The following is a 16,269-nucleotide window of genomic DNA, read 5'->3' on the forward strand; positions in this document are numbered from 1 at the left end:
TTTAGAGTTTTTATACTAGTTATTGCTGCAAATGAATGTAATGTTGATGCTCGATTTTTGTGAAAGGTATGCAGTAATTTCCAAAGTAGCTCATAGGAAATTTAGTAAACCCGATCGGGAGATCGGGTGAAAGGCTAGCTGGGAGGCACTCGCTATTCGGTAAGTTACTCGTTAAACAAAGGTTTAGGTGGCTTACTGATATCTATAACACGCGTTCCGGCAATAAGATCATGGATACAACGTCTATCTTTTCTAAATATAAACAATACGTTAGCAATTATAACCACGATATTTACAATGGGAATAAAATAGACGATTCCCATAAGAAGCATACGTTTAAAAACAAAAGGCGAGAAGCGAGCTTTCTGCCCATCGCTTACGTTAACAACGGCTATCTCGAACACATTCTTGCCAATAGTTTGGCCGTATTTGTGAATAAAATAGCTTTGGCACAACACGTAAATTGAGAAGTAGTAGATCAAAGCGATAATCTGTGTAGTTACTGATTGAAATACGATTTGAAGGCTCGGAAATACATAGTAACTGCCTATAGCAAGACCAGAAAATACGAGATTATCAATAAAGGTTGCCCAAAACCGAGACCACCTTGAAGCTAACTTCGGCTCCATTGAATTGACATGTTCATGATCCTTTTGTTCCACCATATTGTTATTCCATTCATGGTAAATAAAGCGCGACATTATATGGTGTTAATCCTCGTTGTCACGTACCACGGTCACAGTGACTTCAATCAATACGTCCCCTTCTAGATCCACACCTAAGCACGCTCTTTGAGGCCAGTGATCGGGGTTGCTTCCCATCCAGTCGCACCAAACTTTGTCCATTTTAGGCTTATCAGACATGTTAGCGATGTAAACCTGAGCAGATACGATTTTGGATTTGTCACTGTTCAATTCAATCAGGTTATTTTGAATGGTTTCCAACGTAAGTTCGGTTTGCCCAATAATATCGAGAGACGTATCTGAAGACGTGGCTACCGTCCACACAAGATCTTTGTAAGCCGATGATTTGTTTCTTCCCTGGTAATTACCGCGTTTCCTTTCAATCATGGTCATTGCCCTTTCTCATTTCTGAAGCACGCATTATTCCTTTTTCTCGTCAATATTGCTGCAAAAAGTCGATGTTGAATGCACTTGAAAAAACATATCAAAAGACGAGCAAGCAAATATCTCGGCAACCATTTGATATAAAACAAATTTTATTAACATTGATATCAATTATGGTTTATGCCGTTCTAGAGCTTGTTAAATATCGCTTCCATCCTTTACTACATTTAACTTACGGATGTTTTAAAAGACATCATGAGCCTTTCATTATGAAAGGATGACATAAAGCTAACCCGTCTCTAACACAAATGTTTGAAATAAGGACTAATCCTAATTCAACATCAAAACTCTGCTCATTTCTCTAATAACATAGAGCTCAATAAGCAAGGTGGAAATTTGGCATAACGACAATATGAGAATTAGAAAAGCGATATGAAATTTAGAAAAGACATAAATGGGCTTAGGGCTTTAGCCGTAATCGCAGTGGTGTTATTCCACTTTAACCCGAGTTGGGTACCTGGGGGGTTTGCTGGGGTTGATGTATTTTTCGTCATCTCTGGTTTCTTAATGACCAGTATCATCTTTAAGGGGTTAGATTCTGGCGACTTTTCCATACTTCGATTTTATTTCGCCCGCGCTAACCGCATTATCCCTGCCTTAGCGGTGATATGCCTTTTCCTACTTATATTTGGGTGGTTTTACTTAACGCCAGTCGACTATAAAGACCTCAGTAAACACACAATAGGAAGTATCGGGTTCTTCTCAAATTTGGTGTATTGGAAAGAGTCGGGTTACTTCGACGCCGCCTCTCACGAGAAATGGCTACTTCATACTTGGTCACTGTCCGTTGAGTGGCAGTTTTACATTATCTACCCTGTTATTTTAGTCGCGCTCAAAAAGACCTTATCGCTAGAAACATTAAAGAAAGCCGTATTAGCGGCTACTGTGATTGGCTTTTTAGGCAGTGTTTTGATGACCTATCGCTGGCCAGATGCGTCTTACTACATGTTGCAAACTCGTGCTTGGGAAATGCTTCTTGGCGGCGTTGCATTCTTGTACCCACTCTCTTTGAGTTCAAAACATAAGGCAATTACCGAATATACCGGTCTGGTGCTCATACTGGCGTCGTATTTTCTGATGTCCGAGCATTCTTTATGGCCTGGGTATTTGGCACTATTTCCTGTTCTTGGTGCGTATCTCATTATCGCCGCGCAACGAGATAGCAGTGCGATAACACACAACGTATTCATGCAAAAAATCGGGCTTTGGTCTTACTCCATCTACTTATGGCACTGGCCGTTAGTGGTAGCAGGGGTTTATTTTGAATTACCTTATTGGATGTGGATCGGCATTCCAGCTTCCGTGCTATTAGGATTTGTAAGCCACGCGCTGATTGAATCAAAACGTCGAGCCATTCCTGCATTTAGCATTCGCCCATTGCTCACCTATCAGCCACTTTGGTTTGTAGCCATTGTAGGCATGTTAGGCTCCGGTATCTTTATTACCAAAGGGGCTGAGTTCCACTATGATCCAAGCGTACTGGTTGCCAGTAACGAAGCGAACAACAAAAACCCAAGAAGAGACGAGTGTTTAGTTCGAAGCAATCGAGATGAGTTTTGCCAGTATGGTGAAGGAAAAGTGGGCGCCATTGTATTGGGTGACAGTCATGCCGCCAGCATTGTGCGAAGTGTCGAAAAGGTGTTGGATGGTGAAAGCTTAGCCGATTGGACAATGATGGGTTGCCGAACCATCAAGGGGATCTATAACACCAGAAACCACGGTATCCCTGATCATTCCTGCGGCGATTTTATCGAAGGTAAGCTCGCTAAATTGCCTCAATACCCTAACGTACCGGTGGTGATTCTTAATCGTTACGCCACATTGCTACAAGGTCCAAATGAACCTGAACTGGCTCATCGAAAAGATAAGGTAGAAGAGTTTTTCGAAGGTGAAGAGATCATTGATAAACGCGGTGAGGCTTATTCAACACAGGCGCTCGGCAAGATGTTCGACACAATATGCGCGATTTCTGAATCGAACCCAGTATACCTGTTGGAACCCATCCCTGAGTTAAAACGCAATGTCCCAAAAACCATGGCAAAAGAGTTACTCTGGGGAAATATCGAATTTAGGGTATCCATTTCAAGAAGCGAATACGATGAGAGAAACCAAGCCGTATTTCACATGTTAAATACACTGCAAGATCAGTGTAATGTGCAGATTTTGCAGACATCCCAATACTTCTGTGATGACCAATCTTGCTATGGCGACATTGATGGTCGTCCAGCTTACTTCGATGATGATCATCTTAGCGAATACGGCAGCGTCGCGCTTTTATCTGAATTCCGTAAAATTGTTAACTCACGGCAGTTTTAGGTAAGTTGTTTTCAATATAAACCGCGCCTACTAGCCAGTAGTAGGCGCGAGATACATTTGCGAGTCACTCAAAACCTCTATTTATTCAAAGCCAGAGTATCGAACCCCCGAAAGCTGCGCCATTTCTTTATGCCATGTGGCCAAATCTTCTTTATTGAACTTCGAAAACGAATCATGACCACAAGCGCGAGCCATTACCTGCATAAGCTCCGTAGAGGCTTCAAAGAAATTCTTTAACTGGTTCGATGCTTTAGCCACATTCAAACGCTGACGCAAATCGGCTTTTTGAGTGGCAATACCGGCCGGACAATTGTTGGTGTTACACATACGTGCAGCGACACACCCGATAGATTGCATTGCACTGTTTGATATCGCGACACCATCTGCGCCAAGCGCCATCGCTTTTACAAAATCCATAGGGACTCTTAGTCCACCCGTTACGATCAATGTCACCCTGCCGCTCGCACCTACCTCATCCAAGTAACGTCTTGCACGCGCTAGGGCGGGAATAGTCGGAACGCTGATATGATCTCGGAACATTTCTGGTGCTGCGCCTGTACCGCCCCCTCGCCCATCTAAAATGATGTAATCGGCGCTGGCGTCCAAAGCAAACTGAATATCTTTTTCGATGTGGTTTGCACTGAGCTTAAACCCAATAGGAATACCACCGCTCACTTCCCTTACGCGATCGGCAAACCGCTTAAAATCGGCAGCGGTGTTCAAGTCTTTAAACGTAGGGGGGGAAATTGCGGATTCGCCTTCCGGAATCCCTCGTACTTGAGATATTTTCCCGATGTTTTTCGTCCCCGGTAAGTGACCACCGGTGCCTGTTTTAGCGCCCTGCCCACCTTTGAAGTGGAAAGCCTGTACTCGATGGAGTAACTCTTCTTTGTAGCCAAAACCTGCACTCGCCAGCTCGTAAAAATAGCGTGAGTTCGCCGCTTGCTCTTCTGGTAACATGCCTCCTTCACCGGAACAAATCCCTGTACCAGCGAGCTCTGCGCCAGTGGCGAGTGACACCTTCGCTTCTTCCGATAACGCACCAAAACTCATGTCAGACACAAACAACGGGATTTTGAGTGTCAGTGGTTTTTTCGCTTCTGGACCTATCACCAATTCTGTATTCACGGCCACGTCTTCTAACAAAGGTTTTGTTGCCATCTGAGCGACCATCACTTGAAGATCATCCCAGTGAGGCAATTGGTATCGCGGCACCCCCATTGACGTCATGGGTCCATGATGGCCAAGCTTAGACAAGCCTTCTCGAGCCAATTGATGAATAAACTCTACGGTGGGTTCTTCTTTTGTCGCTGTGGCGGCGGGTGTCGAAGCACTACCTGCCTGCTGAATTTGTACGCCCGGTCCTTCTTTGCCTACTTGTTCAGAGCTGAACTGTTTATGGCTACCATCACAAAAAGGGGTATTTGCCGAATGTTTACATTGGCATAGGTAAGATTCTCCATCTGATTCTGCGGTAAATTTTTTCGGTTTGAATTCCGTTCCTGCATGGGAGCCATCACAAAACGGCTGACTTTTGGAGCGTCCACACGCGCAGAAGTAGTAGTCGTCTCCTTTTTTAAGATCGACTTTAACGGGCTTGTTATCAGCCACTACAGGTTTGCTCATCAGGTATTCCTTATTGTTTCCAGTGTGTTCATTGGCATCACCTCCTAGCAAAAAGTACTGTGGCTGCCTTATTTTTTTATTGGCGCAACGCCTTTTTAAGCATAGGTTGATGAGCAAGAAATAAACATTTCAAGGTATGAGATTGACCGTTCTAAAAATTAGAATGTTTGAAGAAAATGCCGAAGTGCTCACTCCGAAAGTTGAGATTCCAAGAGTTTGCACGTCTGACGGTTTGGAGAATGGGTTAGAGGAGGTAGCTAAGCTATCGTTTGGTAGCTAGGCTTTCGTTTGGTAGCTAGGCTTTCGTTTGGTAGCTAAGCTTTCGTTTAGTAACAATGCATTCGAAGTTCTTGTACAAAAGCTTTTGCTGCCAGGCCAAGCCTGTCTTCGTCATCAAGAATCAAATACATTTGATCTGTTCTTTTGTTGTTAAAGGCGAGTGGTAACGCTTTCAACTTTCCGCGTTCTATTTCAGAGGCAATGGCGTGTTCTGGCAACCAAGCAAAGCCAAAGCCTTCCGTAATCATTTGAATTGACGTTTTCACATTGTCGACTGTCCACCGCTGGTCAGACGATTGCCAACCATCGTCTTTCTTGTCTTTGGTCGCAGAATCGCGAACCACAATTTGCCTATGACCTTTTAAGTCTTCAAGCGAGAGCTCTCTATCCAGTTGATGAAGGGGGTGCGATGGATTGGCCACTGCCATAAACTCGACTCTGCACAATTCTTCATTAAACCGATCGTGCAAAGCAAAACCAGAAATTGCGAGGTCTACTTGAGCTTGCTCTATCACTTCGCTTGATCCCCAAAGGGTAGTTTCACTGAGTTCTATTCTTAACAGTGGAAAAACCTGAGATACCTTCTCGAGCGCTTGATAAATCAAAATGGGAGGGAAAGTTTGGTCGACAGCGATCTTAAGTTGTGTTTCTGCTCCCTCACTCAGCATTTCACTTAATGCTTCGACCTTGACGGCTTCATCAAGCAAATTACTGGTTCTTCTAAGTACCAATTCCCCTGCTCGGGTTAACTGCGCTTTACGGCCGACTATTTTAAATAGTTTGAGGTTAAGAGACGTTTCCAACTTTTGAATGGCATGGTGAATACTCGAAGGGCTTTTGTGTATCGCCTCTGCCGCTTGATTGAATCCACCATATTCAGCCACCGCGCGAAACATTCGCCACTGTTCTAACGTTGTTTTTAGCATCCATGCTCTCCAAAAAATAAAGAGTGCAGGTAATCCCGCACTCTTTATTTTTAAGCGATGACTAAAGCCAATGCAAATTCTGCTATTGAGCGATACCTATTTCTTCAACCTGCGGCTGCGGTTTATTCATGACTTTTGCGATAAGCGGAGCAGTATAACGAATGGTTTTCACTGCGTTTGCCATGTCTTTTAATCCGCACGGTTGCTCATTACACTGGATATCTGGGTTTGAGAATGTGTAAGTGCGTTTGCTAACTCCGAATTTATGTCCATAAGCCATGGTCGTCGCAAACTGACCGTTTACACCATAGCCATAAGCACCCGAATAAGATTTTCCATTGGTATGTGGAAGCTTGCCTGAGTACTGCTCACGTGCATGATACAGCCCCATATTGTGCCCTAGCTCATGAGCCAAAGTGTCGTCTTTACACTCGTTGGTATAAACGTGGCTATAAAGCTTGCGTTTAATGTATTTTGGGGAATTATCGTGGAAGTACTTGGTGAGCAAGTGCGCTCGACCACATTTTTTTGTTGCTCCGTAATCAGGCGAATTTTTGATGTCTAAAGTACGAAACAGCGTCACCATATCGGCCCCTAGCTCTGCCCGTTTCCCTTCGACACCTTTGAACGCTTTGTTTGTATAGCCTTTGGTATCTGGCGTAATGTTGTTCAGCGCCACCTCTTGTGAGATTTTCTGCACTTCTTCGTCATATTTTACTTCCATAGTACCGACGAGGTTGATGCTGACATCCGTTTTACTCATTTGATGGATCATATTGGCAACGTTCACTTTGTGTTGAATCGCACTAATGGGATCATCACTGTAATGCGCTTTTAGCCCAGGAGTGTAAACACCAAGCAAGTCAATTTCGGTTACCATCGCTTCAATAACTTCTGTTGGCTGTTTTTGCTCTGTCTGAGCGTATATGACAGGTGTGAAGAATCCTGCGGTCAAGACTGCCGCAATGCCTACTATTTTCATGTTCGTCCTTTTGTATAACGAGTATTAAGGTGTGTTTTTGATGTATACCCAAGTGATCTAAAGTACTTGGGTATATAGTTTGAAATATTATTGGGGAGAGGGTTCTTCGAAGTACTCTTGCGGTACTTCATACAACCACGCTGTATTATTTAACCCTGTAACTTTATATTCAGCATCAGGGTGACCGATAAATCCAAATACATTTTTCTTACCAAAAGTAAATACAGCTGGGTAATCATAACCATTAGATTTAAAAATTCCTGACCAAGTTTTTGTATTATTTACTTGCTTTTTATCTTGAGTGATTGAAATTAAAACTTCTTCACCATTGGGAAGTAATAAACGTACGCTATCTCCAGATGATAAACTCGAAAACTCGCCAATATTACGAAATTCGATGGCGGATAGGCTTTCATCACCTACGCTAAGCGGTTTAACTTTATCTATTGGTAATGTATCCGTTACTTCAAACCAAGGCTCTTCAATTTCCAAATGAATATCCTCGCCCAAATCGGAACGAAGGCTATTTGTATCTGCGACGGCTCTAGAGGAGTTGGCTGTGTTGTTATTTGATAATTGCTTAACGGCGCTACTCTCGATTTCCTTCTTTGCATAACGCCCAGTGTCGTTTTGGCGTGATGAATGAGAGCCTGTATTATTTTCGGTTCCTTGTTTTACTTTCTGGTTTTGTTGTGAGGGGTTTTTATCATCGAGAAATACCACAGCAGCAACACCCAAAATCAAAACGAAGTACAGTATAATTTTACTCATAACAATCACCCTTATTTAGATGAGTGCATTATTAATTTAGTCTGTAAATTTATAAAAACAAAAATGTTATTAGTGAATACACTATGGCTGAAAATCACATTTTTAAAAAACTTATTTGTTTATCGTACAGCGAACACAGTTTCACTCTTAAATATAAGACAAAAGCTAACGAGTTTCAGATGTTCAAAAAATAAAAAGGATCGTGATTTTTAGTTAACTATCCTTTTGCAAATTACTATTTTCGTTGTAGTAATTTTACTTTATGCCTCGATTATTGATCCCATTACACACGCTTACAGAACTCCATTGCTGAATTTGTATAATTCTTCGCTATAAATGGACTTTCACAAAGTGTAATACCTCAATGGTCATATTGCTTCGATTGCTACGCGGTTTCCTCCAACACTTAACAACACAGACCAAGAAGTGGCCTCAGCTCGTGCTGTTCATTCTATGTGCGTCAACCAGCCATTTAACACTGGCGGAATCAATAGAAGTGAAGAACGAGGGCATCACGCTGGCATTAGAATTTTCTGAACAAGCCAAGCACTACGATAAAGATCGCTACGTTCAGGCAGCCGAAGAATGGTTGAAATACGTTAAGTCTGTTGGGGACTCACCTCACCATACGCTTACCCTTCATATAAAGATAACCGATAGTATTCAACCTGACGGTGAAGCCATTATCGACGAATACGTCGATATAAATGGCGCAGCGTTTCCCGTAACAGCAACAATGTGGATTCATTCACGAACCCATGACGACTCATTTGATCCAACTGACTATCAAACCACTTTGCGACATGAGCTTGCGCACGTATTTGGTATTGGCATTCTCACCGTACCCTACACTGAAGCGCATACGTTAATGCAAGGACCTGCTTATTGCTTAAAAGAAAGCCAAGCCGTACGTTGGTATAACCACCTATACGACAACAATTACCCCTGCTTACCTTTGTCTTTATCGGGCGATCATTTTTATGATCACTATCTAATCGAAGACCCTATCCGCTATGACCTTCAAGGTCATGCTATTCCCCCTCTTACACCTGAGGTGGCGGCCAATGGTGAAAAAATCGGCATTATTACCATCGCTTTACTCGAGGATTTAGGCTACGGAGTGGAATACCCTGAAGTCTCTTTTTTGGAATAGCCCCATAGGTTTAGTGTTTTTCCACCGCTTAAATAGGCGTACACTCGTTTCACACCAGCCTATAACAAGAAGGATTTAAGCAATGATTGAACAAGGACAAACACTCCCAGAAGGTTCACTGAGCGAACTAACAGCAGATGGCATGGCAACCCATGAGGTTACTGAGCTGTTTGCCGGGAAGAAAGCCGTGCTGTTTGCCGTACCTGGAGCTTTTACGCCGACGTGTTCAGAAGCACACTTACCTGGCTATGTTGTACTTGCTGATCAGTTCAAAGAAAAAGGAGTAGACTTCATTGCCTGTGTATCGGTTAACGATGCATTTGTGATGCAAGCTTGGGGAGAGGCGCAAAACGCTAACGAAATCCTAATGCTGGCAGATGGCGATGCAAGCTTTACTAAAGCACTTGGATTGGTAAAAGAGACGGGATCTTTTGGTGGCATTCGTTCTGAACGCTATGCGATGATCGTTGAAAACGGCGTAGTGACCACACTGAACGTAGAACCGCCTAAAACGTTTGAAGGCAGTAAAGCAGAAGCGATTCTGGCGCTGCTTTAATCGTTGTGATTAGAACCGCTCAAGGCAGTTTTGGTCTGCCTTTTTATTGAGTTCATTCCACCCACTTTTTCATATCAAAAAACAAATCATCTTCAGAAATCACGTCAAAACCCAGCTTTCGATACAACTCTAACGCAGGCACATTATTTTTAAAGCAGCTAAGAGTAACGGGCAGCGCTTTGCCTTTCGCTTCTTGCTCAACTCTATTCATCGCTTTTTGCGCAAGCCCACGACCTTGTGACTGATTGAATACAACAAGTAAATGAACATGCACACTCTTGGACGTGGATTTGTGTATAACTAAGCCCACTTTGTTCCCCTCAAACTCTAACCAAAAAAACCATTCTGGCTTTAGCCTATTGGTGAAACCGTTATATTGATAGGCTTCGTCCCAGCCCAATGCCTCATCAATGGTAGGCTTCATGTATTCTTTAAAAATTGGGTAAGCGTTGGAATATTCGCTCTCAGAGAGAGGCGTTAAATTTAAATTGCTATTCAATGTTGTCTTAATATCCGTTCTGGCTATACGTCCAAATTCACTGCTTTAAACGTTGGTGGAAGTTGATGGGAACATTCAAACAAATCGTGCATATCAGGATGACATAAGCCAAACAAAGGAAGCGATGCTGCACCTATAGAAACGGTGTGAAGGCTGTCTTTAGCAAGCGTAATTCGTTGGCGAGTCCGCTCGTGGCGTTCACAAATAGAAGGAAAAAGCGGCAGTGTTGCATCCACCAGCCTTTCCATAACACGTTCGGATAGCTGACTTCCCAACACTATGCTTTCTGGCTCAAATAAGTTTTCAAGGATGTTAATGGCAAATCTTAAGCGTTGACCGGATTCATCAATCCAACGTTGAACCACTTCATCATGCTCCCAATGTTCATCAATAAATGCAGGAAGCTGAAGATCTGAACCAGAATAATTCAGCATGGTTTTTAGCGCTTGTAGCGACAAGTGAGTTTCAATGTAATCTGTCGAACCTGAATTGTGCCAATGAATTCGACCAATTTCTCCGGCATTACTCCATGCCCCTTTATAAGGCTGGTTGTTGGTAATAATACCTGCCCCCAAACCGTTACCAATATAGAGGTAGATAAAATTATCCAGCCTGTCTCCACGGCAGCTAAAACTGTGGCTAATAGCGGCAGAGGTTGCATCGTTTTCCAAATAAACCGGATAAGCCAGCTTTTCACTCAATTTGTGCGTTAAATCCAGCTTGCCCCACGCTTGCCAAGCATTAGCAACTGGGTGGTGCTCCGTGTCATCTTTGAGCAGGGTCGCAACGGCCACCCCCACTCCGATGAGCAACTGGCGAGAATTCGGTACCATATCGAGCAACCTGTTTACCACTCTATCAAGTTGGCTTATCACGTAATCAGGCTCTAGGCTTGTTAGCTCTGCTTGGTAATCTGCCAGCAAATTTAGGTTGAGGTCCACTAAACTTGCATTCACAAACCCCTGTTCAATCTGTAATCCAATAGACAAACACGAAGCAGGGTTCACTTCTAGCAACGTTTGGGGCTGCCCTCGCTTACCTTGCACCTTACCTACTTCTAGGACATAGCCTGTTTGAATAAGCTCTCGAACCAAGTTGGTGATAGTTTGGTTCCTCAGCCCAGACTGCTGTGCCACGCTCACACGGCTAACCCGAGGGTGCTGTCGAATAATTTCGAATACCACACTCAGATTTGAACGCTTGGTATGTTCGTGGTTCTTACCTTTCACCTTGACTTCCTTGTTGAACTCTTACTTTCGAAAGTTTGTCTGTGCCTAAAATCAGCGATTCCTTAGGTTACCTCTGATCGGAGGAGAAACAAGTTAACAAAATCCCACAATTGGAAAGCCGTTCGGTTTAATGATGAAAATATCCCCAAGTGCCCCCAATAATCCTTCCACCCTAACTCATTGAATTCACAAAAACTACGAAATAAATTCAAATTCAGATCACAATTAATTGATCAAAAAATATACAACAATGACCTTTCTATCATTTAATTCCATTCAATGGATTTATTTACTCAACTCGAAAATGTGCGATTCCAACGCATCCGCAAATTCAGGTTGACTCGGGTCGACAGACCCTAACACATGGAGGTGATATGAATAAGTTCTTACCACTTTTAGCGCTGAGTATATTGGCGGGTAGTTATACGCTTAATGCTCAAGCTGAAGAAGTCACAGTGTTTTGCAGCTCATCTGGCGTGGAGTTACAGCTCTGCAAAGATGGAACGAACGCATGGGCAAAAGAAACCGGCAACAAGGTGACTGTTGTTACCTTGCCAGCAAGTTGGGATGACGTATTGCCTCTTTATCAACAACTGCTGACGGCTAAATCTAAAGATATAGATGTACTTATCTTGGATACCATTTGGCCTGGGGCGTTGAAGTCTCACCTTCTCGATATGAATGAGTACGCCAAACCAGAGAGTATTTCTCAACATTTCAAAGCCGCGGTAGAAGGCACAACGGTTAACGGAAAAGTCCTTTCTATTCCTTGGTACATGGACACTGGCATGCTTTTCTATCGGAAAGATTTGCTCGAAAAATATGGTTACAACCCACCCCAAACCTATCAAGAACTCACAAAAATTGCGCAAGACGTTCAAGCGAAAGAGAGAAAATCAGGAAATCCAGATTTTTGGGGATACGCCTGGCAAGGTCGGTCATATGAGGGCTTAACGTGCAATGCGATTGAGTGGTTTGGCTCGACCGATGGCGGCACAATTATTGATGAAAATGGCGACATTACCGTCAATACTTCTGCCAACCGCGAAATTCTCAAAACAGCGTCAAGTTGGATAAATACAATCAGCCCACCGGGCACGCTAAACTACGACGAAGAGTCGTCTCGTGGTGTTTTCCAAAATGGGAACGCCCTTTTTCACCGTAACTGGTCGTATGTATGGAGCCTTGCCAATTCGGAAGATTCCGTCATCAAAGACAAAGTAGGTGTGGTTGCACTGCCGAAAGGCACCCCTGATGGCATCCACGCTGGCTGTTACGGCACCGCACTGCTTGGGGTATCCAAGTATTCTCGCTCTCCTGAAACCGCAGTGAGCTTAGTGAACTACCTGACGGGCATGAGCGAGCAAAAACGCCGCGCAATTGAAGCCAGTTACAGCCCCACTCTGCCTGCGCTGTACAACGATTCTGATGTTTTAAAAGCAAATCCGTTTTTATCCGACATGCAGACATCGTTCGCCAATGTGGTTGCCCGCCCTTCACAGGTAACTGGCGATCAGTACAGCCGAGTGAGCAACACCATTTGGAAACAAGTTCATAAAGCACTGTCTGGAGAGGTCAGTGCCGATAAAGCGCTTGAACAAATGGAGTCGGAGCTGAAAAGGCTGAAAAAACGCGGTAAGTGGTAAACCATGCCGTGCTTTGGCAGGCAGTAAAGCGAATTGGGTTACTGCCTGCCATACTTTTACTGGATTCAGATGATTTCGTTTCGAACATAGATAAGGACGACAAGCTGTTATGTTGAACTCACCGATTAGACTTGGGCTGATTGGGCTAGGAGAAGCGGCGCAAAGCCTTCATTTGCCGACTTTGTTTCACCATCCCGACAAATTTTGCGTCACCGCAGTATTCGATATCAGCCCAACCTTGGTCAACGAAGTTTGCCAACGCTACCACGTGAAAAGCGGCTATCACACCGTTGAAGAAATCGTAAAGGATGACGCTGTTGATGCGGTCATAATCATGTCGCCTGATCCACTTCACTTCGAACATACCAAACTCGCCATCGCCCACAACAAATCCGTTCTATTGGAGAAACCCAGCTGTTTGTTACCACGACATGTTGAAGAACTCATCAAACTGGAAAAACGGCATCAGGTTTCTGTCACCGTTGGTTACATGCGTGTCTATGCTAAAGCCTTTTCATTGGCTCAAGAAAAACTGGATGAACTGGGAGATATAAAAAGCGTGCGCGTTAGGGATTTACAACGTGAAGGTGACCACTTCCTTCCGCAAGTCTCTGATTTGTACTACCCCGACGATCACGATAAGCGACAAATCGAACACGCTAAAGAAGCCGAACAAAAGCAAAGAGAGGAGTTACTCGGCAGTCGAGCACACTCCAACTTATTGTGGAAAGCTTATCGCGTGCTAACAGGCGCAGCCATTCACAATTTGGCCGCACTGCGACATCTCATTGACTCGCCTAAAAGAGTGGTGAGTGCGTTTGCTAATTCCAACGGTGAACACATTTCCATGACGATGGATTACGGATCCTTTTTTGCCACTTATGAAATTTTAATCGATAACATTCCTCGCGTGGATGCCAGTATCGAACTGACCTCTGATACCAAGAGGCTCAAAATCAATTACCCAACGCCTTACATTCGAAACTTGCCTACCACTCTTGAGTTTCAAAGTGGAGAGGGGCACCACCCTAGCGAAACTCATGGTCCATTTTACCAAGATCAATTTAACCTTGAGCTTCTGTATTGGCACCAAACCCTTACCCAAAACGCGCCGGTTTTAACGGGTCTTAAAGTGTCTCAGAAGGATCTTAATTTGGTCATGCAAGCCATCGACTCTATCGCAATCAATCTTGGAATCAACGATATCCCTAGCGATACAGCAACTAATGTGATGGGAGAACACGAATGACTAGCCAGATAACGCTCGCCACCTGTCCTTGCTCTTGGGGAGTTTGGTACCCAAAGGATCACCAACAACCGAGTTGGCAAAAGTTTCTGGATGAAGCCAACTTTTGCGGATACCGCACCATTGAACTGGGACCTTACGGCTACCTTCCGACGAATATTCGGGAGCTCAAGTACGAACTGGAAGCCCACAACTTGAACGTTTGCGGCGCCGCACATATGTCGGATCTCATAGTCCCTAACGCACTAAATACCATTCGATCGGATATAAGCAATATTTGCCCTACCCTGAAAGAATTAAATGCGCGCTATTTTGTGTTTATGGACGGCGACAGCCTTTATAAACACCCAAGCGATCGCAACCTCAACCTTACGGATTGGAAGCACATCATTAAGGTGATTTCTGAATCAGCAAAAATTGTAAAGGAAGAGTATGGATTGGATTATGTGTTTCACCCCCATGTTTCTACCTGCATTGAAAACGAACATCAAATTATCCGGCTGCTGAACGATACCCACCCCGACTACGTGAATCTCTGTTTCGACACAGGGCATCATCTATACACGGGTGGAGTACCCGAAGATTTCATTAAAGAATTCGGTTCGCGAATTCGCTACTACCACTTGAAAGACATGAATTCCGCTATTCGAGAGAAAGTGAAGCAGAAAAACCTCAGTGATGATGACGCTTTTGAACTTGGGGTGATGGTGCCGCTGGGTAAAGGCAACGTTAACTTCAATGCAATTAAAGCAGAATTGGACAGGCAAAACTTTCGCGGTTACGCGGTGATCGAACAAGACATTTACCCTGATATTCACAATATGGCACTCACGCATGCCAAAAGTAACCTCGCTTACATCAAACAACTTGGAATGGGGGTGTCATGACCCCCAACGCACTGAATACATACAACGTCCAATCCGCCAATGCCTTTGTGGGTATCGACATTGGTGGCACAAAAATGGCGTCGGCACTGGTCGATATCAACACCGGTCACATCCTGTGTGAAACTCAAGTTGCCACGCAAAAACAACGCCCAACAAAAGACATCATTACTGATATTCACAAACTGCTGTCTTACCACCTTGAGTTTGCGAACATCAAAGATATTCCGGTAAAAGGGTGCGGCATTGCCTTTCCAGAATTGGTGAACAATTCAGGAGAAATCGTCAGTGATTGGAATTTCGATCTTCGTTCACTAAGCCACTCTGATTTTCCCCTTAACAATGTGTTGTTTGAAAGTGATGTGCGAGTAGCTGGTCTGGCTGAAGCAAAACTGGGAGCGGGCAAGCCATACCAATCGTTCGTCTATGTGTCTCTGGGGACTGGGCTGGCATACACCTTATTTAACAATGGGGTGCCTTGGCGAGGGAAAAACGGCTACGCCATTCATTTTGCGAGTAGTGCCCTCACTGGGTGTACAGCAGATATGAAGCCGCTGAATTATCTGCCTGAAGCGCTGGTATCTGGCGCGGGGTTACTAGATTGCTGGAACATGAGCCACCCCGCGCAGCGCTATCACGATTTACCTGAACTGTTATTACAAGCGGAAATGGGCGCATCGAAAGAGCGCCAATACATTAAACTCGCTGGGGAGGTTTTGGGCAGTTTACTGGCACAAATGGTCAATATGTTAGACCCAGAAGCCATCATTTTTGGTGGTGGATTAGGTTGTGCTCAAGGCTTATACCATCACTGTATTGAAGCTACTCTGCGCGACCGAATATGGGCAGAAGATTGCAAAACCATTCCTGTTCATAAAGCGTATTTTGCAAGTAAAGCAGGGACGATTGGCGCGGCGCTTGCCGCATCTAAAATGGCGAAAGGTTAGGTATTTAAGTTCGCAAAAATAGGTGTGTTTTTAATCTGCGAACAAGGAAAGCTTAAACAAACACGATCTCAATAATATCTGG

General features: G+C 44.0%; 15 protein-coding genes. 7 read left to right on the plus strand and 8 right to left on the minus strand.

The genetic code is table 11. The annotated features are described in order from the left end of the window. Positions 1 to 164: 164 nt before the first annotated feature. Positions 165 to 665, minus strand: coding sequence for an RDD family protein (locus LDO37_RS26090; RefSeq protein ID WP_185829856.1), 501 nt, complete (start codon positions 663 to 665; stop codon positions 165 to 167). 45 nt (positions 666 to 710) lie between these two features. Next, positions 711 to 1,070 (minus strand): RidA family protein, encoded by a 360-nt coding sequence (locus LDO37_RS26095; RefSeq protein ID WP_126608520.1) that lies wholly within the window; start codon positions 1,068 to 1,070, stop codon positions 711 to 713. Positions 1,071 to 1,499: 429 nt separating this feature from the next. Between LDO37_RS26095 and LDO37_RS26100 the strand changes: the two genes are divergently transcribed. After that, on the plus strand, positions 1,500 to 3,443 hold the full coding sequence (locus tag LDO37_RS26100) for an acyltransferase family protein (protein WP_126607471.1): 1,944 nt from the start codon (positions 1,500 to 1,502) through the stop codon (positions 3,441 to 3,443). Between the two features lie 81 nt (positions 3,444 to 3,524). Here the strand turns inward: LDO37_RS26100 and LDO37_RS26105 are convergent, their stop codons facing one another. From LDO37_RS26105 to LDO37_RS26120, 4 genes are all read right to left on the minus strand, one after another. Beyond that, on the minus strand, positions 3,525 to 5,069 hold the full coding sequence (locus LDO37_RS26105) for a glutamate synthase-related protein (protein WP_126607472.1): 1,545 nt from the start codon (positions 5,067 to 5,069) through the stop codon (positions 3,525 to 3,527). Between the two features lie 326 nt (positions 5,070 to 5,395). Next, positions 5,396 to 6,274 carry a LysR family transcriptional regulator gene (locus LDO37_RS26110; protein ID WP_126607473.1) on the minus strand — a complete coding sequence of 293 codons (879 nt, stop codon included), beginning with the start codon at positions 6,272 to 6,274 and terminating at the stop codon, positions 5,396 to 5,398. A gap of 82 nt (positions 6,275 to 6,356) precedes the next feature. Further along, on the minus strand, positions 6,357 to 7,256 hold the full coding sequence (locus LDO37_RS26115) for a zinc-dependent metalloprotease family protein (RefSeq protein ID WP_126607474.1): 900 nt from the start codon (positions 7,254 to 7,256) through the stop codon (positions 6,357 to 6,359). 87 nt (positions 7,257 to 7,343) lie between these two features. Next, complete coding sequence (locus tag LDO37_RS26120) at positions 7,344 to 8,027, minus strand: hypothetical protein (protein ID WP_126607475.1); 684 nt, start codon at positions 8,025 to 8,027, stop codon at positions 7,344 to 7,346. Between the two features lie 364 nt (positions 8,028 to 8,391). Between LDO37_RS26120 and LDO37_RS26125 the strand changes: the two genes are divergently transcribed. Together LDO37_RS26125 and LDO37_RS26130 are read left to right on the plus strand one after the other, a co-directional pair. Next, positions 8,392 to 9,180, plus strand: coding sequence for a hypothetical protein (locus tag LDO37_RS26125; protein WP_126607476.1), 789 nt, complete (start codon positions 8,392 to 8,394; stop codon positions 9,178 to 9,180). 82 nt (positions 9,181 to 9,262) lie between these two features. Beyond that, complete coding sequence (locus LDO37_RS26130; protein ID WP_101113009.1) at positions 9,263 to 9,736, plus strand: peroxiredoxin; 474 nt, start codon at positions 9,263 to 9,265, stop codon at positions 9,734 to 9,736. Between the two features lie 52 nt (positions 9,737 to 9,788). Here LDO37_RS26130 and LDO37_RS26135 read toward each other — a convergent pair whose 3' ends face one another. Next, the gene (locus tag LDO37_RS26135) at positions 9,789 to 10,160 is read right to left on the minus strand and encodes a GNAT family N-acetyltransferase (RefSeq protein WP_126607477.1); all 372 of its coding nucleotides are present in this window, start codon (positions 10,158 to 10,160) and stop codon (positions 9,789 to 9,791) included. A 98-nt stretch (positions 10,161 to 10,258) separates the two neighbouring features. Next, a complete protein-coding gene (locus LDO37_RS26140) occupies positions 10,259 to 11,464 on the minus strand; it encodes an ROK family protein (RefSeq protein ID WP_126607478.1) in 1,206 nt (401 codons plus the stop codon). Between the two features lie 374 nt (positions 11,465 to 11,838). Between LDO37_RS26140 and LDO37_RS26145 the strand changes: the two genes are divergently transcribed. The 4 genes from LDO37_RS26145 to LDO37_RS26160 all read left to right on the plus strand — a co-directional run bounded on the left by LDO37_RS26145 (position 11,839) and on the right by LDO37_RS26160 (position 16,187). Beyond that, positions 11,839 to 13,110, plus strand: a complete 1,272-nt coding sequence (locus tag LDO37_RS26145) for an ABC transporter substrate-binding protein (protein WP_126606850.1) — start codon at positions 11,839 to 11,841, stop codon at positions 13,108 to 13,110. A 109-nt stretch (positions 13,111 to 13,219) separates the two neighbouring features. Beyond that, positions 13,220 to 14,359: a Gfo/Idh/MocA family protein gene (locus tag LDO37_RS26150; protein ID WP_126606849.1), complete on the plus strand. Its 1,140-nt coding sequence runs from the start codon at positions 13,220 to 13,222 to the stop codon at positions 14,357 to 14,359. Beyond that, positions 14,356 to 15,243 (plus strand): sugar phosphate isomerase/epimerase family protein, encoded by an 888-nt coding sequence (locus LDO37_RS26155; RefSeq protein WP_126606848.1) that lies wholly within the window; start codon positions 14,356 to 14,358, stop codon positions 15,241 to 15,243. Before LDO37_RS26150 ends, LDO37_RS26155 begins: the two co-directional genes overlap by 4 nt. Further along, positions 15,240 to 16,187 (plus strand): ROK family protein, encoded by a 948-nt coding sequence (locus tag LDO37_RS26160; RefSeq protein ID WP_126606847.1) that lies wholly within the window; start codon positions 15,240 to 15,242, stop codon positions 16,185 to 16,187. The genes LDO37_RS26155 and LDO37_RS26160 overlap by 4 nt, the downstream gene beginning before the upstream one ends. Positions 16,188 to 16,269 lie beyond the last annotated feature (82 nt).

It is taken from the genome of Vibrio penaeicida, from assembly GCF_019977755.1.
GTDB classification, from domain to species: domain Bacteria; phylum Pseudomonadota; class Gammaproteobacteria; order Enterobacterales; family Vibrionaceae; genus Vibrio; species Vibrio penaeicida.